This window comes from Jeotgalicoccus psychrophilus DSM 19085, assembly GCF_000425845.1.
Classification (GTDB): Bacteria; Bacillota; Bacilli; order Staphylococcales; family Salinicoccaceae; genus Jeotgalicoccus; species Jeotgalicoccus psychrophilus.
Genome location: NZ_AUEF01000016.1, coordinates 18,246 through 44,150, shown reverse-complemented (window position 1 = coordinate 44,150; position 25,905 = coordinate 18,246). Strand labels below are relative to the sequence as shown.

Annotated in this window: 24 protein-coding genes, 1 tRNA gene and 1 riboswitch; of the genes, 19 read left to right on the top strand and 6 right to left on the bottom strand. The window is 38.2% G+C overall.

Features of this window, described 5'->3' with window-relative positions:
* Positions 1-14: 14 nt before the first annotated feature.
* Positions 15-437, bottom strand: a complete 423-nt coding sequence (locus H625_RS0107175; RefSeq protein ID WP_026859323.1) for a universal stress protein — start codon at positions 435-437, stop codon at positions 15-17.
* 186 nt (positions 438-623) lie between these two features.
* Here H625_RS0107175 and H625_RS0107170 point away from each other — a divergent pair, with 186 nt between their 5' ends.
* On the top strand, positions 624-1,730 hold the full coding sequence (locus H625_RS0107170; protein WP_026859322.1) for an ABC transporter ATP-binding protein: 1,107 nt from the start codon (positions 624-626) through the stop codon (positions 1,728-1,730).
* A 39-nt stretch (positions 1,731-1,769) separates the two neighbouring features.
* Here H625_RS0107170 and H625_RS0107165 read toward each other — a convergent pair whose 3' ends face one another.
* Positions 1,770-2,192 carry a universal stress protein gene (locus H625_RS0107165; protein WP_026859321.1) on the bottom strand — a complete coding sequence of 141 codons (423 nt, stop codon included), beginning with the start codon at positions 2,190-2,192 and terminating at the stop codon, positions 1,770-1,772.
* Positions 2,193-2,310: 118 nt separating this feature from the next.
* A complete protein-coding gene (locus H625_RS0107160; RefSeq protein ID WP_026859320.1) occupies positions 2,311-2,901 on the bottom strand; it encodes a TetR/AcrR family transcriptional regulator in 591 nt (196 codons plus the stop codon).
* 146 nt (positions 2,902-3,047) lie between these two features.
* On the opposite strand from H625_RS0107160, the gene H625_RS0107155 reads away from it, so the two are divergent.
* From H625_RS0107155 to H625_RS0107080, 16 genes are all read left to right on the top strand, one after another.
* Complete coding sequence (locus H625_RS0107155) at positions 3,048-4,700, top strand: YhgE/Pip domain-containing protein (RefSeq protein ID WP_026859319.1); 1,653 nt, start codon at positions 3,048-3,050, stop codon at positions 4,698-4,700.
* A 230-nt stretch (positions 4,701-4,930) separates the two neighbouring features.
* Positions 4,931-6,544 (top strand): BCCT family transporter, encoded by a 1,614-nt coding sequence (locus tag H625_RS0107150; protein WP_026859318.1) that lies wholly within the window; start codon positions 4,931-4,933, stop codon positions 6,542-6,544.
* A 155-nt stretch (positions 6,545-6,699) separates the two neighbouring features.
* The gene (locus tag H625_RS0107145; protein ID WP_026859317.1) at positions 6,700-8,310 is read left to right on the top strand and encodes a LytS/YhcK type 5TM receptor domain-containing protein; all 1,611 of its coding nucleotides are present in this window, start codon (positions 6,700-6,702) and stop codon (positions 8,308-8,310) included.
* Positions 8,311-8,334: 24 nt separating this feature from the next.
* Positions 8,335-9,054: a LytR/AlgR family response regulator transcription factor gene (locus H625_RS0107140; protein WP_026859316.1), complete on the top strand. Its 720-nt coding sequence runs from the start codon at positions 8,335-8,337 to the stop codon at positions 9,052-9,054.
* 132 nt (positions 9,055-9,186) lie between these two features.
* Positions 9,187-10,653: a carbon starvation CstA family protein gene (locus tag H625_RS0107135; protein WP_026859315.1), complete on the top strand. Its 1,467-nt coding sequence runs from the start codon at positions 9,187-9,189 to the stop codon at positions 10,651-10,653.
* A 112-nt stretch (positions 10,654-10,765) separates the two neighbouring features.
* The gene (locus H625_RS0107130) at positions 10,766-11,647 is read left to right on the top strand and encodes a hypothetical protein (RefSeq protein ID WP_026859314.1); all 882 of its coding nucleotides are present in this window, start codon (positions 10,766-10,768) and stop codon (positions 11,645-11,647) included.
* Positions 11,648-11,986: 339 nt separating this feature from the next.
* Positions 11,987-12,694, top strand: coding sequence for a transglycosylase family protein (locus tag H625_RS0107125; protein ID WP_026859313.1), 708 nt, complete (start codon positions 11,987-11,989; stop codon positions 12,692-12,694).
* A 182-nt stretch (positions 12,695-12,876) separates the two neighbouring features.
* Positions 12,877-13,833 (top strand): 2-hydroxyacid dehydrogenase, encoded by a 957-nt coding sequence (locus H625_RS0107120; protein WP_026859312.1) that lies wholly within the window; start codon positions 12,877-12,879, stop codon positions 13,831-13,833.
* A 50-nt stretch (positions 13,834-13,883) separates the two neighbouring features.
* Positions 13,884-13,987: riboswitch (SAM riboswitch) on the top strand.
* Positions 13,988-14,058: 71 nt separating this feature from the next.
* On the top strand, positions 14,059-14,235 hold the full coding sequence (locus H625_RS13750; protein ID WP_169516119.1) for a hypothetical protein: 177 nt from the start codon (positions 14,059-14,061) through the stop codon (positions 14,233-14,235).
* A 97-nt stretch (positions 14,236-14,332) separates the two neighbouring features.
* Positions 14,333-14,833 (top strand): glycosyl-4,4'-diaponeurosporenoate acyltransferase CrtO family protein, encoded by a 501-nt coding sequence (locus H625_RS12760; protein WP_051239013.1) that lies wholly within the window; start codon positions 14,333-14,335, stop codon positions 14,831-14,833.
* 10 nt (positions 14,834-14,843) lie between these two features.
* Positions 14,844-15,965: a glycosyltransferase family 2 protein gene (locus tag H625_RS12755; protein WP_035785408.1), complete on the top strand. Its 1,122-nt coding sequence runs from the start codon at positions 14,844-14,846 to the stop codon at positions 15,963-15,965.
* A gap of 117 nt (positions 15,966-16,082) precedes the next feature.
* Complete coding sequence (locus H625_RS0107100) at positions 16,083-16,697, top strand: TetR/AcrR family transcriptional regulator (protein WP_026859311.1); 615 nt, start codon at positions 16,083-16,085, stop codon at positions 16,695-16,697.
* A 67-nt stretch (positions 16,698-16,764) separates the two neighbouring features.
* Entirely contained in the window at positions 16,765-17,814 is a 1,050-nt protein-coding gene (gene fni, locus H625_RS0107095; RefSeq protein ID WP_026859310.1) for a type 2 isopentenyl-diphosphate Delta-isomerase, read from the top strand.
* Positions 17,807-19,312 carry a phytoene desaturase family protein gene (locus H625_RS0107090; protein ID WP_026859309.1) on the top strand — a complete coding sequence of 502 codons (1,506 nt, stop codon included), beginning with the start codon at positions 17,807-17,809 and terminating at the stop codon, positions 19,310-19,312. The genes fni and H625_RS0107090 overlap by 8 nt, the downstream gene beginning before the upstream one ends.
* Positions 19,293-20,201, top strand: coding sequence for a phytoene/squalene synthase family protein (locus H625_RS0107085; RefSeq protein ID WP_084135778.1), 909 nt, complete (start codon positions 19,293-19,295; stop codon positions 20,199-20,201). The genes H625_RS0107090 and H625_RS0107085 overlap by 20 nt, the downstream gene beginning before the upstream one ends.
* Entirely contained in the window at positions 20,194-21,684 is a 1,491-nt protein-coding gene (locus tag H625_RS0107080; protein ID WP_026859307.1) for a phytoene desaturase family protein, read from the top strand. The genes H625_RS0107085 and H625_RS0107080 overlap by 8 nt, the downstream gene beginning before the upstream one ends.
* A 37-nt stretch (positions 21,685-21,721) precedes the next feature.
* Here H625_RS0107080 and H625_RS0107075 read toward each other — a convergent pair whose 3' ends face one another.
* A complete protein-coding gene (locus H625_RS0107075; RefSeq protein ID WP_245573117.1) occupies positions 21,722-22,342 on the bottom strand; it encodes an NAD(P)-dependent oxidoreductase in 621 nt (206 codons plus the stop codon).
* On the bottom strand, positions 22,339-22,986 hold the full coding sequence (locus tag H625_RS0107070; RefSeq protein ID WP_026859305.1) for an HD domain-containing protein: 648 nt from the start codon (positions 22,984-22,986) through the stop codon (positions 22,339-22,341). The genes H625_RS0107075 and H625_RS0107070 overlap by 4 nt, the downstream gene beginning before the upstream one ends.
* 132 nt (positions 22,987-23,118) lie before the next feature.
* On the opposite strand from H625_RS0107070, the gene H625_RS0107065 reads away from it, so the two are divergent.
* Together H625_RS0107065 and H625_RS0107060 are read left to right on the top strand one after the other, a co-directional pair.
* A tRNA-Leu gene (locus H625_RS0107065) sits at positions 23,119-23,202 on the top strand.
* 112 nt (positions 23,203-23,314) lie between these two features.
* Positions 23,315-24,526 carry an NADH:flavin oxidoreductase/NADH oxidase family protein gene (locus H625_RS0107060; RefSeq protein ID WP_026859304.1) on the top strand — a complete coding sequence of 404 codons (1,212 nt, stop codon included), beginning with the start codon at positions 23,315-23,317 and terminating at the stop codon, positions 24,524-24,526.
* 294 nt (positions 24,527-24,820) lie between these two features.
* On the opposite strand, the gene H625_RS0107055 is transcribed toward H625_RS0107060, so the two are convergent.
* Positions 24,821-25,822, bottom strand: coding sequence for an LLM class flavin-dependent oxidoreductase (locus H625_RS0107055; protein WP_026859303.1), 1,002 nt, complete (start codon positions 25,820-25,822; stop codon positions 24,821-24,823).
* Positions 25,823-25,905 lie beyond the last annotated feature (83 nt).

Sequence of the window (25,905 nt, the reverse complement as noted above, 5' to 3'; positions counted from 1 at the left end):
TTTTTAATCTAAAATTATTTTATAATCATTACAGGGATGTTCGCGCGTTTTGCCACTTTATGTGTCACATGACCAAGGACATGTTTGATATCGCGCTTAGATCGCTTGTTGCTCATAACGATAACTTCATATTCATTACTTTCAATTTCTTTTTTAAGTTCATTAATTACACGGCCTGTTTCAAAATAAATTTTGTAATTAAGACCATGCTCATCCAGCTGATCTGTAAAGAACTTCATATTTTCGACTCTTTCTTTTGCTATGTCCTCAAAATGCTTGCCCTGATACTTCACATTATCCGCCATTTCATTTTCCGTTATTACATTAAAAATCGTAATCATCGAATCTCCATTTTTATCTGTGAGTTTCACTAACTGCTCAGGTACATTCTCAAATGAATTCCCAAAATCAAATGGCACTAAAATATTTTTATACATACAGAACACTTCCTTTCATTTTTCAGTAATCATTAGTTTAATTTTAAATCTTAACCTGCTACTTTTGCAATGTAATACTCTTTTGAATTTGAAATTTATATACCCGTTTAATACCCTGTTATAATTAAACAGTAATTATTAAATACAGAGATGTTTAATTACAGCGAAATATTAAGGAGAAACTCTATGGCCCGTTTATTTTTAAAAAATATAAAAAAACAATATAACAGCTCAAGTCCTCTCGTCGTTAAAGATTTCAGCCTGGATATAGAAGAGGGGGAGTTTATAGTCCTTGTCGGACCGTCAGGCTGCGGTAAATCAACAACTCTCCGTATGATGGCCGGACTGGAAGAAATCACAGAGGGTGAATTTTTTATTGGCGATAAGCTGATGAATAATATTCCGCCCAAAAATCGAGATATCGCCATGGTTTTTCAAAATTATGCGCTGTACCCTCATATGACAGTATTTGATAACATAGCATTCGGGCTGAAAATTAAAAAAAGGCCGAAAAAGGAAATTAAACAAAAAGTCGATGAGGCGGCAGAGATACTTGGGCTGACTGATTATCTTCACAGAAAACCGCAGGCATTATCCGGCGGCCAGAGACAGCGCGTCGCTCTCGGACGGGCTATAGTGAGAGAGACAGATGTATTCCTGATGGATGAACCGCTGTCGAACCTCGATGCTAAATTACGCGTACAGATGAGAGCCGAAATTATGAAACTTCACCAGCGTTTGAAAACGACAACTGTGTATGTGACCCACGATCAGACTGAGGCACTTACTATGGCAAGTAGAATTGTCGTTATGAATAACGGGGAAATCATGCAGGTCGGTTCGCCTCAGGAAGTATATAACACACCCGGCAATTTATTTGTCGCTCAGTTTATCGGCTCCCCCGCAATGAATATATTTGAGTGTGTATTTGATGGAGAAGAATTAATTATAGGCAATATAAATATTAAAGTTTCAGCTGCTGATCAAGAGCTGCTGAGAAAATTAGGCTATGCAAATAAGAACATTAAATTTGGAGTACGTCCGGAAAATCTTCTGGAATATGGAGAAGCTTCACTTTCTGAAGATTTAACACCCTTCGATTTAAAAGTCCAGGTGAATGAATTGCTCGGTTCAGAATTTATGATTTACTCAGAACTGGAAGGAGAAGAAATCGTCGCAAGAGTCGACGCTCACAATCCAAATAAACCTGGCGATATAATGACTTTTGCATTTGATATGGATAAAGTTCATTTTTTTGATGCGGATACCGGGAAAAGAATTACAGACAATTAAAAAGTACCTGCTTACACTTTAGTAAGCAGGCATGCTGTGTTATTTTATAATCATTACAGGTAGATTCACACGTTTTGCTATTTTATGTGTGACATGCCCAAGCACGTGCTTGATTTCCATTTTAGAACGTCTGTTACTCATGACCACTATTTCGTAATCGTTGTTCTTAATTTCTGTTAACAGCTCATTAATCACACGACCTACCTCAAAACGCAGTTCATACTCTAGCCCGCGTTTCTCAAGCGCATCTGTAAATGGTTTCAGTTCTTTTGTTTTGTCTTCTGTTATCGCATTGAAACGTTTCCCGTTAAATTTCACATCACTCGACATCTCATTTTCAGTGATGACATTAAAAATAGTAATGACAGCACCTTCACTGTTCTCTGTCATTTTAGCCAGCTGGTCAGGTACGTTATCGAATGAGTTTCCAAAATCGTATGGCAGCAATATCTTTTTATACATACTTACACATCCTTAAATTTTTATCATACTTATATAAAGTTAATGCTTTAATGATAATATTCCCTCTGTAAAAACATTTACACATTTTGTCTTCTGTAAAAGTATTCAAATTAGCTTATCAGATTCCCACAGTTTTGAATACACCTTTGATTGTAAATGTTTCAATAAACATCGCCATATCTTCTATCGACTCTTCACATCCATCTTTAAGCCATTTTAATAAAATTCCAATATGCGCATTTGTAATGTACGTAATCAGATAATCTGTAAATATTTCAGAGTCTAATTCAACACCAAATTCCCTGCTTTTCACTTTATAAAAATCAAACATGTGCTGTGAAAAATATTTTGCAAGTTCTGCACTGCCAAGACTGTTGGCAATAACGAGCACGCGTCTGCGGTTATCTTTAAGATACTGGAACATCTTCAAAATAGTATTGTTAAGATCGTTCTCATCCACATCTTTAAAGCTGGTGCCGGTAATATTTTTGTAGAGCAGCTGTTCAATATCCGTCATCATCGAATTTTGATAACTCTCTATCAGTTCGTATTTATCTTTATAATAAGTATAAAATGTTCCCCGGTTAATCATAGCTTCTGAACTGATATCCTGAATGGTAATACTCTCGAACGGTTTTCTCTCAAGCAGAGTAATGATGGCACTGTCAATTGCATGTAATGTTTTTTGTACTCTTAAATCTTTTTTCAAGAATAAACAACCTTTCAATACAATGTGTTGCTTATCCTACAGACATGGATATATCAACCATTGATGTATACTTTAAACAACTTATAATGGGTTATTGTACATTATGTACGATAACTTTAACACAAAAAAACATGAAGGATGATTAAATGTTACAGGATTTTAAATTTATATTTAAGAAACCGTTGTTATTAGTTTCTCTCGCGGTTATTTCATTACTGCCGGTTATATATGCGCTTACTTTTCTTGGTGCAATGTGGAACCCGTACGACCGTACAGGCGATATGCAATTCCATATAGTTAATGAAGACACAGGTAATGAGGATATTGAACTGGGTAAAGAAATCGAAGATGAGCTGAAAAATAACGACCAGCTGGATTGGCAATTTTCTAATCTGGATGAAGCCGAAGAAGCAATTAAGAGCGGAGAGTCATACGGCTATCTGGAAATTCCTGCAGATGCATCTGATAATGCTATGACATTCTTAACCGATTCACCGGAAAATGTAAATCTTACTTTAAAAACAAATCCCGGTTATAATTTCATCGGCTCAATAATGTCAGAACAGGTTGGTTCAGTTTTAGTTGAAACAGTACAAGAAGAAATTACAGAAACCTATACCAAAACGCTGATCAGCGAACTCGGCAGCCTTTCCGATCAGAGTGATGAGGCACAATCTGCCATCGCCGAGCTGAAAGATGGTGCAGTCGAGCTGAATGATGGACTCGGACAGCTGCAGGACAGCTCAACGCAGTTAAGTGAAGGTGCCGGCAGTCTCGAAAGCGGTGCTGCACAGGTTAACGAAGGCGCAGGCACACTATACAATGGTGAACAGCAGTTTACTGGCCAGATGGCTCAGCTGGCACCAATGCTTGGAAACTATGCCCAGCCTGTCCAGGGCGCGCAGTCAGAACTTGAAAGCGGAGCAGGTCAATTAAATGAAGCGAGCACACAGCTTGCAGGAGGCGCTTCTGAATTGAATGCCGGTATTATGCAGATGAACGACGGCATTGGCGAGCTGAAAGCAGGTTCCAAGGAAATGGCAGAAGCTCTGACAGAAGTAGATACGAGATTTAACGAATTGCTCGAGGAAATAGAAAAACAGAATATTGTATTCAGTGATGAAGGGGCAGAAGCAATTGCAAGCCCTGTTAATCTGGAAATTGAATCCATGGTAAATACACAAAACTATGCACAAAGTTTTGCACCGTTAATTATTGCGGTCAGTTTATTTATCGGCAGCATTACATTTAATGTTGTTTATCCAATGAATAAAATATTTGAAGATAAGAAACACGTGTTCAGCCAATGGGTCAGTCGCGGATTGTTATTTTTATCACATTCTGTAATAATTACTACCCTGCTGTACATTGCGATTGTATGGATTATGCAAATTGATATAGCCAGCCATTGGAAATTCTATGGTGCAATGCTGACCTGGTCGCTCATATCCATTACTATGATAGGATTACTAGTGATGATATTCGGAAACTTCGGCAAGTTCCTCGGTATCGTACTGCTTATTGTACAATTATCATCAAGCGGCGGAACATTTCCGATTGAAACCGCGAATAACTTCTATCAGACTCTTTATGAATTCCTGCCGATGGCATTCGTCGTTACAGGATTTAAAGATGCGATATTCGGACAGGCGTTTAATATGGAATTCCACACAATAATATATATACTGCTGGCAATAACCGCAGTTGCATACCTGCTCATATTATTAGTATTGCAGCTGAAAGATAAATTCCCTAAATACGAAGAAAAAGCGAATAAAATGGCTGGTTTTGAAAACTAGAAGAGACTGGAACATAAGTCTTCAAAAAATATTATGCTTCATACAGAATAGATCAAAATTTAAATTAAGATTTCGCTTTTTTAAAAAACCGCATCGCATACGATGCGGTTTTTCATATTCAAATTGCACTCCAAGTGTAAGTTTGGTATTATCAATAGGTTATTTATTTCGCAGATATTAAAAACCCATAATTTAAGACAGTATTTATAAAATAATAAGGAGCATATTAAATGAAGGATTCTTCAAATCCAAGCACTAAAAAACTATCGAAAGTATTTATATATTCGGTACTAATCGTTGGAATACTAGTTATTATCGGTGTAATTGCCCCCGAAAAATTCGGTTCCGTTGCAGGTTCGATTTCAAACTGGGTCAGTAATTATTTTGGCTGGTATTATATGATAATTACTTCCGCCACGTTATTCTTTTGTATATTTCTCATTTTCAGTCCAATTGGTAAATTAAAGTTAGGTAAACCGCATCACGAACCTGAATTCAGTACACGTTCATGGCTGACGATGCTGTTTAGTGCAGGTATGGGAATCGGGGTTGTATTTTACAGTACCTCTGAACCGATCGCACATTACTTCATGCCCGCAACCGCAGAACCCGAATCGCAAGAAGCAATGCTCGAAGCGATTAGAGCAACAATTTTCCACTGGGGTGTACACGCTTGGGGAATGTATGGTGCTGTCGCTTTAGCTCTCGCATATTTCCAATTCAGAAAAGGTGAATCCGGCCTCCTGTCAAAAACTTTACGTCCTATACTTGGAAATAAAGTTGACGGTCCTATCGGTATACTCATCGATGTTCTGACTGTTTTCGCAACAGTAATTGGTGTTGCCGTTTCACTCGGTATTGGAACAACTCAAATTAACGGCGGTCTGAATTACTTATTCGGAGTACCGATTAATGTCGGTGTACAGGGACTTATTATTACTGTTGTTACTATCCTTTTCCTTGCCAGCGCATGGAGTGGTTTAAGCAAAGGAATAAGGTATTTGAGTAATCTGAATATGATACTCGCAACAATATTACTGTTAGTCGTACTGATACTTGGTCCGACAATGCTGATATTAAATATGCTTCCGACTGCTGCCGGGGAGTATATCAATACATTTGTAGCAAGAACACTTGACGCAGCCCCATTAAACAGCGATAAAAACAGCTGGCTGCAATCATGGACAATCTTTTACTGGGCATGGTGGCTCAGCTGGAGTCCGTTTGTAGGTATTTTCATCGCACGTGTATCAAAAGGCCGTACAGTTCGTGAATTTGTACTGGCACTGCTCACAGTACCAACAACTATTGGGATTATCTGGTTTACCGTATTTGGTGTTACCGGTATTGAGATTGCAAGCAAAGTATCAGAAGTTGTCTCTCATGCTCCGGAAACTCAGCTGTTCGCTATATTTAATGAAATGCCGCTCAGCGTACCACTGTCTATTTTAGCAATACTGCTGATATCTTCATTCTTTATTACATCAGCAGACTCAGCAACATTTGTACTCGGTATGCAGACATCGCACGGTTCTCTCCGTCCATCTGCTGCTATAAAAATCGTGTGGGGTATCAGTTTGTCAGCAATCGCTTTTGTACTCCTGCTTTCAGGAGGAGAGACAGGTTTGGAAGCTCTCCAGTCTGCCTCGATTATTGCTGCACTGCCGTTCAGCTTTGTTATTATTATGATGATGATTTCATTTTATAAAGATGCAAACGAAGAAAGAAAATATCTCGGTCTTACGATTACTCCAAACTCAAAACGTATGCAGGAGTATATTCAAAAAGAGGAAAAAGAATATCAGGAACAAAAAAATGCAGGTGTCGATGAAAGAGACTTGTAATTAAATAGGAACGCCCTGGATACTGAATAATTCAGCGTCCAGGGTGTCTTTTTGACTGTCTTAATTTATTTATTGTTGTCTCACATCTTTAAGTTTACGCTCTTTTTATATTTGCTATACTTAATCAACACTATTACGGAAATGTGGAGATACAGATGTTCGAACTTTTGCTGATTATGCTGGAAAGACTTGGATTAATTGTAATGCTGGCCTTTATCGCAACACGTATGCGTTTTTTTAGAGATATGCTTTCACCGTCTGAACTGACAAGGAAGCAGGAATATACTGCAATTTTGTTCTTTGGTGCTTTTGGTATCGTCGGCACCTATTCCGGTATCACTTTTCAGGCAGAACCGTTTCTGCTTCAGCGTCTAACAACTGATGTTTATAATACCGAAGCAATTGCCAACTTCCGTGTTATCGGTGTCGTACTTGCCGGACTATTCGGCGGATATAGAGTCGGCGCTGCAGCGGGGGTGATTGCCGGCGGGCATCGTATGATGCTGGGTGGCTTTACCGGTTTTGCGTGCGGTATTGCGACAATCGCTGCAGGTATTTTTGCTGCCTGGTTCCGTTCAAGAAATCCGGGAGTTATATCCAAGCCTCTCCATGTATTTGCAATTGGAGCTGCAGCAGAAATGATGCAGATGGGACTTATTGTACTGTTAGCCCGTCCTTTCACAGAAGCACTCGCACTGGTCCAGCACATTGCCCTGCCGATGATACTGGCAAACGGCATCGGCTGTGCGTTATTCCTCTTAATTATTCAAAGTGTTGCGAAAGAAAAAGAAAAAGCCGCAGCGATGCAGGCACAGAAAGTGCTTCGTATTGCAGAACAGACACTCGTACATTTAAAGTCAGGTTTAACGCCGCAGTCTGCAACAAACGTATGTTCAATTCTTTATAAAGAACTCAATCTCAAAGGAACAGAAGTCAAGAGTGCAGACCTTACACTTTCACGCATCGGGGAGAACAGCGATTTTCTCGTAACGGAATCATTAAACAGCCGGGACAAAGTAATCGGCACAGTAAATTTTTATTTCCATTCTCAGATAACATCTCTTGAAAAAGAAACATTGACCGGTCTTGCAAATCTTCTGAGCAGTCAGCTTGAATTGGGAGAGGCCGATAAACTGTATAAGTTTGCAAAAGATGCTGAAATCAATGCTCTCCAGGCTCAAATAAATCCGCATTTTCTTTTTAATACATTAAATACTGTAATTTCACTGGTTCGTATTAACCCTGAGAAAGCGAGAACTGCACTCCGCGCTTTGTCCAAATTTATACGGCAGAATCTGCAATCTACAACTGTATCGACTAATACACTGGCAGATGAAATTGAACATATAAAATCTTATTTATCGATTGAACAAATCCGTTTCGAAGACAGAATTAATGTTTCATACCATATAGATGACAGCTGCCTGCATAGTAAATTACCGGCTTTGACACTTCAGCCTATTGTTGAGAATGCTGTGAAACATGGATTCAGCGAAAAAATAAGTCAGTGCCGTTTGCATATTACAGTCGAAGACAGCAATGATAATGTATTCTTATATATAGAAGATAATGGTTCAGGTATAAACGAAGAGAGACTGAAGACATTAGCATCAAACATAGAAGAGAGCACCGACGGGAACGGAATTGCACTATATAACATCAATAAAAGACTCGAGATGACGTTTGGCAGCGATTACGGTCTTCAGTTTAAGTCACAGCCTGATTCTGGTATGTCGGTATATTTTAAAATACCTAAAGTCCTCTAATCTATTTGAAAGGAATCGTTAATAATGAATCAAACGATAAAAACACTCGTTGCAGATGATGAAAAGTATAGCCGCGAAGAGTTAATATATTTGCTTAAAGAACATCCATCCATAAAGATCTCAGGGGAAGCTGTGACTGGGCGTGAAGCATTATCAAAAATAATTGCTGACGAACCCGAACTGCTGCTGCTCGATATCGATATGCCGGAAATGACGGGCACAGAGCTAGCTGTAATATTGAAAAAATTGAAGAGTCCGCCGCTGATTATATTTACGACTGCGTATTCGGAATATGCTGTTGAAGCATTTAAAGTACAGGCTGTTGGATATTTACTAAAGCCCATTGACGAAGAGGAGCTCTCAGAAACTCTCACACATGTTACTCAATTGCTTGAATCGAGACGTGAGCCGGCAGCAGGTAAACTTGCAGTCGGTGTCGATGAATCAATTACTTACTTAGATCCTGCTGATGTGTTATTTGCTTCAAGAGAAAATAATACAACGACAATTGTCTCAGCTAAAGATACATTTAAAAGCAGAATGACATTAAAGGAACTCGAATCACGTCTTATTCTGCATTCATTTTTCCGCGTTCATAAAAGTTACCTCGTTAATACTAAAGCAATTACAGAAATGACTCCATGGTTTAACGGCGCCTATCAGCTTACACTGAACGGTACAGATGTTCAAATACCGGTCAGCCGCAACTATGTTAAGACACTTCGTTCACGTATAGAATTATAATAACGGCCTGTTGAGGCCGTTATTTTGCATTTGAAGCTGCTATTTCTACACGATAGCTAAATCTCCCCAAAACTGTTTGTATATTTTGTAAACTAAAATGATGAAAGCGTATTCAAACTTAGGGGGAGCAATATGATTACATTTTTAGGGGCAGTCGCCCTCTTAATAATAGGGTATTTTACATATGGAAAATTTGTCGAGAAAGTTTTCCAGCCAAAAGAACTCAGAGCAACACCGGCTTATACACAACATGATGGTGTCGATTATTTACCAATGCATAAAAATAAAAATGCATTGATTCAATTAATAAGTATTGCCGGTGTCGGACCGATTTTTGGACCGATAATGGGAGCACTTTACGGTCCTGTTGCATTTATTTGGATTGTACTCGGCTGTATTTTTGCCGGCGGTGTTCATCATTACTTAACTGGAATGATTTCCGTCCGTAATAATGGTGCGCATCTGCCGGAACTTGCAGGGAAATTTTTAGGAAAAGCAATGAAACATGTCGTTAATGCTTTTTCAATATTATTACTGCTTCTAGTTGGTACGGTGTTTGTCGCTTCACCTGCAGATCTGCTGTACGACCTCGTAGGTGGAGCAGTTCCAGTTATAGTGTTTGTCGTATTAATTTTTATCTATTATCTGCTGGCAACAATACTGCCAATCAATAAAATCATCGGGACTATCTACCCTTACATAGGCGGTTTACTGTTATTCAGCACCATTGGTATAGGAGTTGCTCTCGTGTGGCATCAGGCACCTGTTCCAGAATTATCATTCACAAATACTCACCCTGAAGGTGCCGCGATATTCCCGCTGCTGTTCTTAACGATTTCGTGCGGCGCATTATCAGGATTCCATGCGACTCAGTCACCAATCATTTCAAGAACAACACAGAATGAAAATCAAGGCCGCAGAATTTTTTACGGCATGATGATCGCTGAAGGTATTATTGCAATGATCTGGGCTGCAGCAGCAATGAGTCTTTTCGATGGCCCAATCACATTAAATGAGTTAATTACTACTATAGGTACAGGCGGAATCGTCAATGAAATCTCAACGATGATGCTTGGTCCAATTGTTGGAACACTTGCAGTTTTGGGTGTAATTGTTCTTCCAATCACTTCCGGAGACACTGCTTTTAGAAGTGCCAGAATGATTATTGCAGACTATATACGTGTGCCTCAAAAGAAAATAATGAGCAGAATATGGATTGCTGCACCGATATTTATCGTGTCGATTATCCTGACAAATATGGACTTTACGTTGTTATGGCGTTACTTTAATTGGGCTAACCAGTCAACAGCGATGATTGCATTGTGGATCGGTGCAATGTATCTGTTCATCGGCAGACGTAATTACTGGATTGCAGTATTCCCAGCGATATTCATGACGATGACAGTATCAACATATATTGTTAACGCACCCATCGGTTTAAATATGCCAATGAATATTTCATTAATTATCAGTGCAATTGTAACTATATTAATTACAATATTATTCTTTAATGCAGCCAAGAAACGCCGCAGTGAAAATATTCCACTGGAAACAGATGTTTCAGATTGGGATGCAAAACAATACGCTTATGCAGAATAATAGGTAAGCTGTGCCTCAAGCGTTGAGTTTACAAGCTCACCGTTTGGGGCATGTTTTATAGTAAAGAGTGATTTAACAGAAACGTCCTATTATATGAAGGGAGGCGAATATAATGAAGAAGTGGATGATACTGTTATTGATGACAATTCTGGTCATTTTAGCCGCGTGCGGAAACAGTGAAGAAGCAGAAGAACCTAAAAATAATACATCTGAAGAAACTGAGCGCGAACCTGCTGAAGAAGACCGCCCAGATGAGAGTGAACCCGCTGAGGATACATCTGAAGAGGAAAATGAATCATCAGAAGAAGATTCAGAAGCACCAGAAGAGAACAGTACAGAAAACTCTGCAGATAATGAAGGAACTACAAAAAGTACAGATGAAACAAACGGCAGTTCAGAGAATGAAATAAACTATACTGCTGCCGAACATTGTATTATGACTCAACTGACGGAGTGCGATAACGTCCCTGAAGCAGAGCAGTTCCAAGCTTACAATAACCTTGTAGCGGACGGTACACTACTTCAGGCTCCGGGCAGCGGCTGTCTCGCATGCGCAGTAAAGTATTCATTTGAAGCTAAGTACGGTGAGTCCGCGCCACTTACTTATTCAATCCTTCCACGTTCAGATCAAATGCCGGTAGATATTACCAATACATCAGAATTTGTTCAGCAGTATCTATTTGCACTGCCAGCCTACTTTAATAATCATGATGAAGAAGCACTCAGCTTCTATCTGCCGGAATCACCAGGCTACAATGCACTTTTTGCAAATAAAGCCTCAGGAAACTACGGTAACCACATGACTTATTCTGTTTTTATAGATTCTGAAGTGGAGAATCTTGACGGCAGTATGAATGTCTATGCGACAAGAACTTACTCACATATAAATACCCATGGTGTTTTCGAAGTATATGCCCGCTATAATGTAATAGAACAGGACGGCAGATTCTATTTGACAGATTATGAAGAATTAGAAAACACCCGCATAGAATAGGTTTATATAGAAAGACCCGGGCAGCTGAATGCTGGCCGGGTCTTTTACCATGGACAAATATCTGTTATATATTACGAATAGCATCTTAATATTACGTAGATATGTCTATTTCATCGTAATAATTAGAAATAATACAATCAGATGTCATTGTTACAGTTCTGCTTTTAATTGTAACGTTCTTATTATTAGACTGTAACACACGTAAAAAAGTTCTATGTTATATTTACTCTTGTCTTAGGAAAACGAGACTTAAATTAAGTTTATGTTTACCCTTAATCAAATTTAAAAAAACAAGAAATGCATTCATTGCATAATATTTTTTTGGAGGAATTACAAATTATGAAGAAAACGATATTAGCTACTACATTAGCATTAGGTTTAGGCGTAACAGGAATTACAGCAGGACAAGACGCGGAAGCTTCATCAATAGATAAAGCAGAACTTGCTTATACAGCTCAAAACAATCCTGAAGCGTTAAACGCATCAGCATTACATGAAGGTCAGTATGACTACAACTTCGATCATAAAGAATTCAACTACGACTTCAACTCTGACGGCACTAATTATGCTTGGGCATACCAAAGCAATGGTAACGCACAAGCTGAAGTACCAACTCAAGAACAAGCAGCTGCTCCAGCAGTGAAAGAAGAAACTCAAAACGTTGAACAAAACAATTACACTTACACTGAAGAAGTACAACAGCCTGTACAAAACACGCAAACTGCAGCTCCTTCAGTACAAGAAACACAAGAAGTTGAACAACCTTCAGCACCAGCTCCACAATCAAAAAGTGTTAGCACTTCAAACACTAACAGTGGCCTAAACTGGGGTTCATTAGCTTCATGTGAATCAGGCGGCAATGCTAGCGTAGTAAGCTCAAACGGTATGTACCACGGTCTTTACCAGTTTGACGCTCAAACTTGGCAGTCAGTAGGCGGTTCTGGAGTAGCTTCAGATGCTTCAGCAGCTGAACAAACTCAAAGAGCACAAATGCTATATGACGAAAGAGGTTCACAGCCTTGGCCTGTATGTGGTACCAACCTGTAATAAAATAATTGATTTTCAAAGAACGGGATAAGTTATCTCGTTCTTTTTTTGTTTGCCCGGTATTTCCCAGGCAATTCGGAGTTTTTTTGTTTCTTCTATACTCTCCTTATCCATAAAAGTTTAAATCTTTTTATTTAGGCTATATGAGTTAGAAATACATATATAAGAAAGCAGGTTCAACTATGCCAAAAATCTATAGCGCAGTAAAACTTCCCGAAACTGCAGTAAAAATCATTAAAGATCAAAATATCGAATTGGATATGCACGATGAATTAACTACTCCAAAAACAGAAGTAATTATTGATAGAGTTAAAGGTGCAGATGGTTTAATTACCGGCGTTAACGTACAGACACCCGCTGAAGTAATCCAGGCGAATACTGATTTGAAGGTCATTGCGAACGTCGGCTCAGGTTTTAATAATATCGATGTTGATGAAGCGAATAAGCATAATATTGCTGTAACGAACACTCCAGTGCATGAATCTGTGGCATCAACGGCAGAACTTGCAGTAACATTAATGCTGGCACTCTCACGCCGTGTACTTCCAGGACACGAAATGGCTGTTAAAAATGAATTTAACGGCTGGCAGGTAATGGGTTACCTCGGTGGTAATCAAGCTGTCGATAAAACATTAGCTATCGTCGGCTTCGGCCAGATAGGACAGTATATCGGTAAAATTGCTCAAACGTTTAATATGAAGATTTTATATGTTGATCATGAAGAGAAAGATACTGATATCAATGCTGAAAAAGTAACTCTTGAAGAAGCATTAAAAGAAGCGGACTATGTAATTACACAAGTAAACTACAATAAAACATCACATCATTTATTCGGTAAAAAAGAATTTGAACAGATGAAAGATACTGCCTACTTTATTAATACCGCACGCGGCGGTGTTGTTGACGAAGCAGCACTTGTCGACGCGTTAAAAAATAAGCAGATTCAAGCAGCAGCACTCGATGTACATGAAGAAGAACCGCATATTAATAAAGAACTGGCACAATTGGATAACGTGATTCTGACACCTCATATTGGCAATGACACATATGAAGCGAGAAATAAAATGGCGGAAGTAGCTGCAGATCAGGCAGTTAAAGCTCTTAAAAATAAACAATTAGACTATCAGATAAACAAATAAGATGAAATAATACAATGTTTATCATATAATAACCATTAAATAAAATAGTTCTCTTATTAAGAGTGAGTGGAGGGATTTGGCCCTGTGAAACTCCGGCAACAGCTGTAAAGCGATGTGCTAAGTCCAACAGTTTACTTAAACTGGATGATAAGAAGTCGGGTAAAGCTCTTCTTAATTCAGAGAAGAGCTATTTTATTTGAAAAAATAAAAAAAGGTGGTAATTTCATGAAAACCGTACGTGAACTATTTTTAGAATTGGACGAGTGGAAAGCATACGAAGCGAACAGCACGATGAGCAATATAGCTAAAATAAATCACATCAGCAGAGTAAAGCGTGAAATCGCAAATCGCATCGATGTCGAAGAGTACAGAGATTATATTTTATTTAAAGAGAAAGGCTGATTTCTTCAGTTGCTAATACTATTAACACATCATATAAATTGCTATTATTGATTTTAATAATAGCAATTTTTTACATACTCGGAAGGAGGCTGATTAATTGTTCTGCAAATCAAAAAAAATCTTTAAACTCCTTTTTCTCAACGCGGTCTTATGGGGATTCATTCATTACTTTGTTTCTTATATATTTTTACATGTCGATGACCGCAAGTACTTCAGCGGGCCATTCAGATTAAAATCATATACTTTTGAAAAAAGCGGCAGCCTATGGAACAAACTGTTCCAAGTCCGAAAATGGAAGGATATAGTTCCAGAAGGCGGTCAGATTTTTACCGGAAGCTACAATAAGTCTGAGCTGAAAGATAAAAGTCCGGCTGTATTAAAATCCTTTATTATAGAAATTAACCGTGCTGAAGTCACTCACTGGATGATTATATTCTCTCTGCCGTTTATTCTTTTATTCAATCCCAGATGGACTTATATTATTCACGGAATTTATGCACTCGCGAGCAATACCCCTTTTATCATTATTCAAAGATACAACCGGCCCAGATTTGAAAGATTGTATGCACGGCAGCTTAAAAACGATGACTTGAACTGAGGGTGATGTAATGATTCAAACAGCAATATTTATTTTTATACTCATAACAATTATATGCGGCAGACTGGTCTTTTTCAGTCCTAAATTTTTAAAAAAATCACCAGCTTTTTCAATTTCTTCACAGAATACGTCCGTGAGTATTATTATTCCAGCCAAAAATGAAGCCCGCAATCTTCCTCATCTTATCAACAGTATTTTTAAGCAAACTGCTAAAGCTGAAGTTATCGTGGTCAATGATGGTTCAGATGATAACACTTCTGAAATACTAAAAAGTTTTGATGTAATTGAAGTTAAATTGGCAGAAAATCCGTGGAACGGGAAGAGCTTCGTCTGCTACACGGGCGTGGATTATGCATCTCATGATTTAATTATATTTATGGATGCAGATATCGAATTTACAAATAGTCACGCACTTGAACAAATGATTACTCTGTATGCTGAACAGCATAATTCCGGAGTGCTGTCCGTCCAGCCTAGACATAAAACAAAGAAATTATATGAAAAATTGTCAGCAATTTTTAACCTGATTACCGTTATGGGAATAAACGTATTCTCCGCATTTAAATCATTAAATACACTGTCTACAGTATTCGGCCCTGTGATGATGACCAATCAGTTTGATTATAAAATGACTGATGGCCATAGAGCTTCAAAGGAGAAAATCATCGAAGGTGAAGGTATTTTCAAAGCTTATCAGAAGTATTCATTACCTGTGAAACTGTATCTCGGCGGTGATAATGTCGGTATGAGAATGTACCCTAATGGGCTGAAGGAACTCACAGGCGGGTGGTCAAAACATATCGCCCGCGGCTCAACTAATACTCATCCTGTACATATGACGATGATTATTTTATTTCTCGGAGGCGGTATGACTGCCTTGTCAGCTTTACTGATTTCATTACTGATTCCCATTATCCCTGTCATACCCGCACTCACAGCATACGTAATTTACGGTATTTCTTTCTATATGCTTGCTGATAAAGTAATCAGGCTTGGGTGGCTCGATATTTTTTTATACCCTGTATATATCCTGTTCTTCTTTATGATTTACAGCTTGTCCTGGTACAACATCAATATTAAAAAACAGGTCGTCTGGAAAGGTCAGCGTATTTCAGTTAAAAAGGATGATTAATACTATAATATCAGAAACAGCATTTCCTAATTTTTCGGAAATGCTGTTTTTTAAGTCTTATTATTTGACCATGTCGGTCAATATATATAATAATATTTACACACGGAGGAATGGAATATGAAACCAGCATTTAAAAAATTAAAGCCGGCTAAACAGAAGGTTATTTTATTATCAGCAATTGAAGAGTTTTTTAACTACGGTTTTAAGGATGCTTCGACTAACCGCATCGTGGAAAAAGCAGAAATCTCTAAAGGATCTCTTTACTATTATTTCGGTAACAAATCCGATCTATACAGTTCATGCCAGTCTTACACTTTCGATATATTCATAGATTATGTTAAAAACTATACCCAGACTTACGAAGGTTTTATTGAACGCTTAATACGCGTCAACAGTTTTAAGCAGCAGTTCCAAATCCGGCATCCTGAAGTACTTAATTTTTTTATTCACCAGTATTTCAAAGGGCTGTTCCCGGAAAAAATATTAAAAGAGCTTAAACAGCTGGACTCTGAATTTAAAGTCACATTGGCAGAAAATCTCAACTTCAGTTTATTCCGAGACGATATCAATGTAGATCATGCAATGCAGTTAATCAGCTGGACCATCCAAGGATATGAACGCGACATTGAACAGCAGGCAATCAGCAACAGTTTTAACTTTGATAATCTCGAACAATGCTTTGAAGACTCACAGATTTATTTTGAAACGTTAAAAAAAGTATATTACAAATAGGGACCGGTCAATTTCTGGACATCCGGAGTCTGTTCACTAAACTCTAATTTTAAGGGAGAGCCTCTTTATGACACAGCCAAATGCAAGAAGCATACGAAAAGATGAACATGTCAGACATGTACTGAATCAGCCGAAACAAATTGATACTGATTTTAACCGCGTTCATTTGATTCATCGTTCCCTGCCTGAATTTAATCTTGAAGACATTGATTTATCATCAGCTTTTGGAGCTGTTAAATGGGATGTGCCGATCTATATTAACGCTATGACCGGCGGCAGTGATTGGACGAAAGAAATCAATGAGAAACTAGCAGTGGTCGCTAGAGAGACTGGCTTAGCGATGTCTCTTGGTTCCATGCATGCTGCCTTAAAAGACACTTCGTTAAACTCAAGCTTTACAATTGCCCGGGAGATTAATCCTGAAGGATTTTTAATTGCTAATGTTGGTGCTGATGTTTCTGCATCCCGTGCTAAAAAAGCAGTACAGTTAATTGATGCAGATGCGCTGCAAATTCATGTGAATGCAGCTCAGGAATTAATAATGCCTGAAGGTGACCGGGAATTTAAAAATTGGCGACAGAATATCGAAATCATCGTTAATGAAACAGATGTGCCTGTCATCGTTAAGGAAGTTGGTTTCGGGATGAGCAGGGAAACAATAAGTACGCTGAAAGAACTCGGCGTAAGTTATATCGATATCAGCGGTCGAGGCGGTACAAACTTTGCTCAAATTGAAAATCAACGTCGTATAAATCAGGAAATGGATTACATGTATTCATGGGGACAATCTACGGTTGTTTCATTACTGGAGTCAGAACCATTTCAAAATGAAGTACATATTCTAGCAAGTGGTGGTGTGGTTACACCGCTCGATGCAATTAAATGCTTAAGCCTGGGTGCAAATGCAGTAGGAATATCAAAATTAATTTTGGATAAAGTGATGAATGATGGTACTGATGAAGCAATAAAATTCTTAAATGACTTTATATATCAAATGAAAAAAATTGCATTATTAACAAATTCCCGTGATTTAAATGACTTGAAGCACTCTCCAAAGGTTCTTTCCTCAGAGTTGGAAAATTGGAAAATACAAAGAATGGGGCAAATATATGAATAAATCAGTAACAGTAATAGGCGCAGGCGTCGCAGGTCTTGCCAGCGGAATCCGTTTACTTAGCGAAGGTTACGACGTGACTATAGTCGAACGTCATCATAAAGTCGGCGGTAAAATGAGCCAGCTTGAATTTGATGGATATAAATTTGATCTTGGACCGACGATTGTTATGATGCCGGATTTATACAAAGAAGTTTTTGAGCTTGCTGGAAGAAATGCTGATGACTATATTCCATTAGAACGTATTGATCCAATGTACAGCAGTTATTTTGATGAAGGCAGTACACGTTATCGTGCAACAAACGATTTAGTGGAAACAATGAAAATGCTCGAATCGTTCAATGATACTGATGGCGAAGGTTTTTTAAAATATCTGAGTGATTTATACTCCAGATTCAATATTGCCAAAGACCATTTTCTGCAGCGTTCATTCCGTACAAAAAAAGAATTTTACAATCCATTTATCCTCAGTCAGGGTCTGAAATTAAAAACTTTAAATTCTGCCGATAATTTATTGAGAAAGTATATTAAAGATGATCGCATGAGACAGATGATTGCATTTCAGACACTCTATATAGGTATTTCACCATTTAAAGGACCCTCATTGTATACAATTATTCCGATGATTGAATACATATACGGCATATGGTTTATAAGGGGCGGCATGTACAGTATGGCAAAAGGAATGGCAAAGCTGTTTGAAGAAATGGGCGGAACACTGATGCTGGACAGTGAAGTTGAACGTATCATAATTGAAGACGGTGCTGCCAAAGGCGTCGAAGTGAACCAGCAATTACATTATTCGGATTTAGTTATGTGTAATGCAGATTTCCCATACGCTATGAAAAACCTGATTAAAGAAGATAAATATAAAGGTAAATATACAGATAAATACATAGATGACATGGATTATTCATGCTCCTGTTTTGTAATGTATTTCGGGATGGACAAGAAGTATGACGAAGTCATTGATATTCATAATTTTATATTCTCCAATGATTTGGATACGAACATCAATCAAATATTTACCGGTGATACTATCGAAGATCCATCAATATACATGTATATCCCGTCAAAAATTGACCCGACTCTTGCACCTGAAGGAAAAGACGGCGTTTACGTCTTGATACCGGTCTCTGATTTATCAACTCTAAAATCAGAGTGGACAGATGAAACGTCACAATCCTACCGTCAAAAAGCAATTGATAAAATTTCAAAATTACCTGGTATGAAAAACTTCGAATCAGAAATTATTACTGAAAAACAGATGTCACCAAATGATTTCGACAATATATTTAATGCATACAATGGTGCTACTTTCGGTCTAAGACCAACGTTAACTCAAAGCAATCATTTACGTCCGCAAAGTACTTCACCTAATTGTGACAATCTGTATTTCACAGGAAGCAGCACGCATCCAGGTGCTGGTGTACCAATTGTATTACTATCGGCCAAAATAGCAGTGAATGATTTAATTAGTGATGAGCAGTCAAAGGGGTGACGCAGTGAACCAATTAAAGTCAGATTATAAATTTTGCGAAAGTATAATAAAAAAGCAGTCAAAAAGTTTTCATTATGCTTTCTCTAATTTAAATACACAGGACCGTAATGCAGTTTACGCTATTTATGCATTTTGCCGTATGGCAGATGATGCAGTCGATAATGCTGAAACACATGCTGAAAAAGTACAGCATCTCGATCAGCTGTATAAGAATTTAAACAGCTTTCAAAATAACAATATTCCGGATCATCCTGTATGGCGTGCCCTCGCAGATGTGAAGAATAAGTATGATATCAGTTTTGATATGATGTTTAAGCAGCTGGATGGCCAGAAAATGGATATTGATTTTAAACAGCCGGAGACACTCAAAGATTTAGAAAATTACAGCGGTTATGTTGCCGGTTCAGTCGGTGTTTTACTATTACCCATTATTTGTGATGGTAAAATTGATATGAGAGTGAGTAGCGCGCTAGACTTGGGTGTTGCTATGCAGTATACAAATGTTTTACGTGATATCGGCGAAGATATTGCAAAACTCGACAGAGTTTATCTTCCGAAAGACTGGATGGCTGATTATCAAATAACAAAAGCTGATTTAGCTGATTCTAATATCACACCGTCATTTATTAACTTGTGGGAAAAACTCGCACACGAAGCAGAGAAAAAATACGATGCCTTTTTAAATGAAATTGTGCACTATAAACCACAAGCACAGCTTGGATTATTGCTGGCAGTACTTATTTACAGAGAAATCCTGGATGAAGTCCGCAGAAATAAATATGATTGTCTAGCCAAACGACAGGCCGTATCTGCTTTAAGAAAAAGCAGAATAAAGATGGACGCTGAAAAGATGCTCGAATCAATGAGAGTGGGTAATTTCTATGGATAATAAATCAGTTATTATTATAGGCGGAGGTCTGGGTGGTTTATCAGCTGCTATTTCACTAAGACAATATGGCTATAACGTAAAAATCATTGAAAAGAACAACCATTTGGGCGGTAAATTAAATCGCCTCGAACAGGACGGATTCGGATTTGATTTAGGTCCTTCATTACTCACAATGCCGGAAATATTTGAACGCTTGTTTGAAAAAAGTAATGTTTCAATTACAGATTATGTTGATATCATAGAATTGCCTCTGCAATGGCGGACATTTTTTACCGATGGGGACATTATAGACTTATACGGTGATTTAAATGTGATGAAAGAGGAAAACCCTAAGCTTACATCGAGGGATTTTAAAGAGCTGGATAATTTTTATAAATACGCAGAAAAATTGGATGCTGTTACACAGATAGGCTACTTCAATCAGGGTCTCGATAATTTAAAACAAATTATTAAATATCACGGTCCTCTTACTTCTCTGCGCTCATTTAACATCAGTGCAACTATGCAGCAGGCTATCGATAAAAGGATCAGTCATCCGCATTTAAGAAGTCTGCTCGGATATTTCATAAAATATGTCGGATCAAGCGCCAAAAATGCGCCGGCAATTTTAAATATGATGGCTTATATGCAAAAAGATAAAGGTGTGTGGTATGTTAAAGGCGGATTGCATAATTTAGCCGGAGCGATCCAGACATTAGCACATGAAATTGGTGTAGAAATTATTACAGGCAGTGAAGTGAAAACAGCCATTACTAACGAAGGAACTATTGAACATCTGATTTTGGACGACGGCTCGAAGATCGAAGCAGATATTTACGTATCAAATATGGAAGTTATTCCATTCTATACGAAAGTTTTAGATACGCTGCCTAAAAATATTAATAAGATGAAAAAGAAATTCCCGCCCGCGAGCTCAGGACTTGTTATTCACTTAGGTGTAAATAAATCGTATCCCGAGCTTAGACATCATAACTTTTTCTTTTCCAAAGACTCAGATAAGAATTATGAAATTGTGTTTGATAAAAAAAAGCTACCAAAAGACCCGACAATTTATTTAGTCAATTCAAATAAAACAGACTCCTCACAAGCACCGGCAGGCTATGAAAATTTAAAGATTTTACCACATATTCCACCGCTGAATTATCTTGATTACACAAAAGAAGATTATATAGATTTCAGGGAGCTTGTGCTTAAGAAGCTTGAAGATATGGGACTCACGGATTTAAGAAAGCATATAGTCACAGAATACATGCTTACACCTCACGATATTGAGTCGATGTATCTATCTGACGGCGGAGCTATATACGGTACTTTGTCAGATAAAAAACTGAACCAGGGATTTAAACATCCAAAAGAATCCGCGTTTATAAATAACCTGTATTTTGTCGGCGGCACAGTGAATCCCGGCGGCGGTATGCCGATGGTGACACTGAGCGGTCAAAATGCAGCGAAATATATTGCAAAAAAAGATTCCAAAATTTAAAAAATCCGGATACTGATTATCAGTATCCGGATTTTTATCATGTTGCAAGACCAATTGAAGTATTTTCATAACTTGAATCTGTTAAAACTTTAATAATACAATCTGCAACATCTGCACGCGGTATTGAACTTGATTTATCAGGTACACCTGAAACAGCTTCTCTGTATTCGCCAGTAAATTCTTTATCCGATAATCCCATCGGACGGACGATAGTGTAGTTCAGTCCTGCATTTTGGATGTGTTCGACAGCAGCACGATGATCGATTAATGGATTTTTAAGCAGCTGCATAATCACTTTACCCATGATGCCCGTTAGTTCCTTATGCACACCTGCTGATGCTGTATAGACAATACGGTCGACATTATGTTCTTTCATACCTTCAACAATATGCTTAGTCATATTCTGAAGTTCTGCAGATTTCTTCATACCTTTACTTGAACCGAGACACGATACAACCACGTCATGATTTGAAATTGCTTCAGAGACTTCTTCCTTATTGAAGGCATCTCCCTGTATTACATTTAAATTTTTATGAGTAATTTCAAGTCTGGCCGGAGTTCGTACAAAGGCGGTAACTTCCAGTCCAGCATCTATACCTTGCTGGACAACCGATTTACCCACACCGCCTGTTGCTCCAAAGACAATAATTTTCATCATAATCCTCCCTCCCATTCCTTAAAGAATGCATCAAGGAAATTCTTCATAAATTCTTCCCGCTCTTCAGCTATTTTAATTGCTGTAGGAGTATTCATCTTATCCTTTAACAGCAGCAGTTTTTCATAGAAATGATTAATCGAAGTAGACTCTCCGTTACGGTACTCTTCAAAACTCATCTGATCTCGGACAGAAATTTCAGGGTCGTACATTGCCTGTCCTTTAGCACCGCCGTACTGGAAAGTTCTCGCAATTCCGATTGCCCCGAGAGCATCCAGTCTGTCGGCATCCTGAACGATTTGAGCTTCGATGTACGATAATTCCTTGCCTGTCCCGCCTTTAAATGACATTGTTGTAATGATATCTATAATTGTCTCAATAGTCTCATCAGCAACCTCGTTTCTTTCAAGCAGTTTTCTAATACGTTCCAGTGCCATGTTAACGTCAGAGGTTACCTTATCATCCGCAATATCATGGAGCAATGCAGCAGAAATTACAGTAAAATCATCTGCCTTTTCATGCTTTAATATTTCTTTGGCAATATCTGTGACTCTTTTTATATGGTACCAGTCATGGCCGCTCTTTTCATTTAGCAGCTCACCTTTGACCCATTCTTCAATATTTTGTAGTACTTTATCTTCAGTCATGAAAGTGTTCCTCCATCAGTTATTATAATAATACTTTCATTATACTTTGATTTATCTACATTTAACAAAAATGATATAAAATTATTGACATAAAGAGGGATTTTATATTATTGTTAATTAATATTATATTAAGCGGATATGGCGGAACTGGCAGACGCGCTAGAATCAGGCTCTAGTGTCTTAATCGACGTGGGGGTTCGACTCCCTTTATCCGCAGTAGCCAAAGACCACTAAATTTTAGTGGTCTTTTTTTATTTACAAATTTATATACCGGGTATCCATAAGAATAAGTAACTGTATAAATAAATGTAATAGAGGAGAAACTAATATGCCGGCGGAAAAATTATTTGAACCGTTAACTTTTAAAAATGGTGTCATCATTAAAAACAGACTCTATAAGGGAGCGATGAGTGAAGGGATGGCTGATAAAACACACCGGCCAACCATGGAACTGATTAATGCTTATAAACGCTGGGCAGATGGGGGAATAGGTATTTCAATTACCGGCAATGTGATGATAGACCGCAGATACCTTGGCGAACCTGGCAATGTCGTCATCGAGGATGAAAGAGATTTAGATATTTTAAAAGACTGGTCTGAAGCAGGCAAGCAGAATAACAGCCATATCTGGATGCAGATTAATCATCCAGGAAAACAAAGTCCTAAATCCGTATCAAAACAACCTGTTGCTCCGAGCGCAATTCCAATCAGCGGCAGTGCAGGCAGTGCATTCAATCCGCCAAGAGAAATGACATTAAATGAAATTCAAGATACAATAAATCGTTTTATAAAAACAGCAATTGTTGCTAAAAAAGCAGGGTTCACAGGTGTCCAGATTCATGGAGCTCACGGATATTTAATCAGTCAGTTTTTATCATCCCGTGATAATATCAGACACGACGAATATGGGGGATCATTGGAAAAACGTATGCAATTTTTAATCGATATATACACCGGTATGCGTGCAGCCCTTGGAGAAAAATTCCCAATCAGCCTGAAAATTAATTCTACTGATTTTGATGATAAAGGATTTTCGTTCGAAGATTCGATTGCTGTTATTAAAAAGATGGATGAACTCGGTATGAATCATATCGAAATTTCAGGCGGAGATTATGAAAAACCTGAAATGATGGGTGAGGGGGAAGTATATTTTTTGGATTATGCAAAGAAAATCAGCAGTGAAGTTGATACTCCCATTGCAGTAATAGGCGGATTCCGTAAAAAAGACAGTATGATTCATGCAATTACTCATACTGATGTTTCAATGATTGGTATCGCAAGAGCGCTTGTCTTAAATCCGCAATTGCCCAATCAGCTGAAAGCAAATACGTATCAGGATATGACGCTGCCAAGACTTACAACAGGAGTGAAAGTATTAGATAAAATGTTTGGAGGATTTATAGGAATTTCTTATTACGAACAGCAGATCAGGAGATTAGGCAATCATAAATCACCTAAAGTACATCAGAATGCCTGGAGCCCATTATTTGACATAGCGAAAATTCATGGTCCTTATGCATTTACAAAAAGAAGGAGATAATCTGTAATCATCCATAGTAAATCTTTTTATAAGATACTAATTTAATCGACTGATTGTCCACTGTCTAGATTGTGAACCACGGTTAGAAAAAATAACAATAAGAATTAACGCGAGATTATAAAAACTGCATCCGCAGAAGCCCAGATGTTATCTTATATATCACTTTACGACAGATAGAGAAAATCCGATTATCCTTTCCGGTATGGGAAATAAAATATAAAAACAGCCTCAAAACCGATTAGTTTTGAGGCTGTTAATTTTCAACTGTATTCTTATAATAATCTTTTACTTCATTCAGAACCACAGATCTGCGAGCAGTTCCATCGATTGTTTTCTATTTTCAGGATCATAAGTGTAAGTCACAATAATTAGTTCATCTGCTCCGGTTTCTTCCGCAAATTTTTCCAGTTTCTTACGGACTGTTTCAGGTGAACCAACAGCTTTGAGACTGAACATTGAATCCATCATTTTTCTCTGTTCTTCCGAACCTAATTCTTCAGGCTCGACAGGCGGCTGGAGTTTACGCTGCTGACCGGTCTGCATATCTGCCATCATTTGTGTCGTTGTTGTCCAGATTTTTTCTGCTTCCTCATCTGTCGGTGCTACAACAACATTAATCCCTGCCATGACATAAGGTTCATCAATCTGGGAAGTCGGCGAATCTGTCGTAAATGCCGAACGGTACATATCAATCTTTTGTTTGTAATCGTCCGGTGTAAAGTGCGTCGCAATTGAATAAGGCAATCCCAGCTGTCCGGCAATAGATGCACCGTTCATACTTGAACCCAATACCCAGATTGGAATATTCGTTCCTGTGCCTACTGTAGACGTCACTGGAACACTGTGACCGAGTCCTTCTTCGCTGAACCAGCCGATGAGATCATAAATAGAGTTTGCAAAGTTTTGTGCATCACTGCTGTTACGTGTAATCAGCTGAGATGTTCTTTGGTCGGTACCTGGTGCGCGACCCAGTCCGAGATCAATTCTATCCGGATAGAGCTGTGCAATCGTGCCGAAATTTTCAGCGACCTGCAGCGGTGAATGGTTCGGCAGCATGATACCGCCTGAGCCGATGCGGATATTTTTTGTCCGCGCTGCGGCCATCGCAATCAGCTGAGATGTCGCAGCTGATGCAAGACTTTTTGTATTATGATGCTCAGCGAACCAAAGCCTCTTGAATCCGAGTTTATCAATAAGTTCAGCATTGTCTAGGGACGCTTCGATTGCTTCCCTAACTGTCTGATTTTCCGAAATGCCCACAAGTTCAAGGACATTTAATGGTATATGTTTTGTCATTTAAATTAGTTCTCCTTTACGTATCTCATTGTAATGTAATATATTCCATTACAATGAGATACTCTAATCATAAAACATCATAT

Bases quoted from the DNA above. Each gene is read 5' to 3' on its own strand.
- H625_RS0107175 (WP_026859323.1), bottom strand. From the start codon at position 437: ATGTATAAAAATATTTTAGTGCCATTTGATTTTGGGAATTCATTTGAG.
- H625_RS0107170 (WP_026859322.1), top strand. From the start codon at position 624: ATGGCCCGTTTATTTTTAAAAAATATAAAAAAACAATATAACAGCTCA.
- H625_RS0107165 (WP_026859321.1), bottom strand. From the start codon at position 2,192: ATGTATAAAAAGATATTGCTGCCATACGATTTTGGAAACTCATTCGAT.
- H625_RS0107155 (WP_026859319.1), top strand. From the start codon at position 3,048: ATGTTACAGGATTTTAAATTTATATTTAAGAAACCGTTGTTATTAGTT.
- H625_RS0107150 (WP_026859318.1), top strand. From the start codon at position 4,931: ATGAAGGATTCTTCAAATCCAAGCACTAAAAAACTATCGAAAGTATTT.
- H625_RS0107145 (WP_026859317.1), top strand. From the start codon at position 6,700: ATGTTCGAACTTTTGCTGATTATGCTGGAAAGACTTGGATTAATTGTA.
- H625_RS0107140 (WP_026859316.1), top strand. From the start codon at position 8,335: ATGAATCAAACGATAAAAACACTCGTTGCAGATGATGAAAAGTATAGC.
- H625_RS0107135 (WP_026859315.1), top strand. From the start codon at position 9,187: ATGATTACATTTTTAGGGGCAGTCGCCCTCTTAATAATAGGGTATTTT.
- H625_RS0107130 (WP_026859314.1), top strand. From the start codon at position 10,766: ATGAAGAAGTGGATGATACTGTTATTGATGACAATTCTGGTCATTTTA.
- H625_RS0107125 (WP_026859313.1), top strand. From the start codon at position 11,987: ATGAAGAAAACGATATTAGCTACTACATTAGCATTAGGTTTAGGCGTA.
- H625_RS0107120 (WP_026859312.1), top strand. From the start codon at position 12,877: ATGCCAAAAATCTATAGCGCAGTAAAACTTCCCGAAACTGCAGTAAAA.
- H625_RS13750 (WP_169516119.1), top strand. From the start codon at position 14,059: ATGAAAACCGTACGTGAACTATTTTTAGAATTGGACGAGTGGAAAGCA.
- H625_RS12755 (WP_035785408.1), top strand. From the start codon at position 14,844: ATGATTCAAACAGCAATATTTATTTTTATACTCATAACAATTATATGC.
- H625_RS0107100 (WP_026859311.1), top strand. From the start codon at position 16,083: ATGAAACCAGCATTTAAAAAATTAAAGCCGGCTAAACAGAAGGTTATT.
- fni (WP_026859310.1), top strand. From the start codon at position 16,765: ATGACACAGCCAAATGCAAGAAGCATACGAAAAGATGAACATGTCAGA.
- H625_RS0107090 (WP_026859309.1), top strand. From the start codon at position 17,807: ATGAATAAATCAGTAACAGTAATAGGCGCAGGCGTCGCAGGTCTTGCC.
- H625_RS0107085 (WP_084135778.1), top strand. From the start codon at position 19,293: ATGAGCAGTCAAAGGGGTGACGCAGTGAACCAATTAAAGTCAGATTAT.
- H625_RS0107080 (WP_026859307.1), top strand. From the start codon at position 20,194: ATGGATAATAAATCAGTTATTATTATAGGCGGAGGTCTGGGTGGTTTA.
- H625_RS0107075 (WP_245573117.1), bottom strand. From the start codon at position 22,342: ATGATGAAAATTATTGTCTTTGGAGCAACAGGCGGTGTGGGTAAATCG.
- H625_RS0107070 (WP_026859305.1), bottom strand. From the start codon at position 22,986: ATGACTGAAGATAAAGTACTACAAAATATTGAAGAATGGGTCAAAGGT.
- H625_RS0107060 (WP_026859304.1), top strand. From the start codon at position 23,315: ATGCCGGCGGAAAAATTATTTGAACCGTTAACTTTTAAAAATGGTGTC.
- H625_RS0107055 (WP_026859303.1), bottom strand. From the start codon at position 25,822: ATGACAAAACATATACCATTAAATGTCCTTGAACTTGTGGGCATTTCG.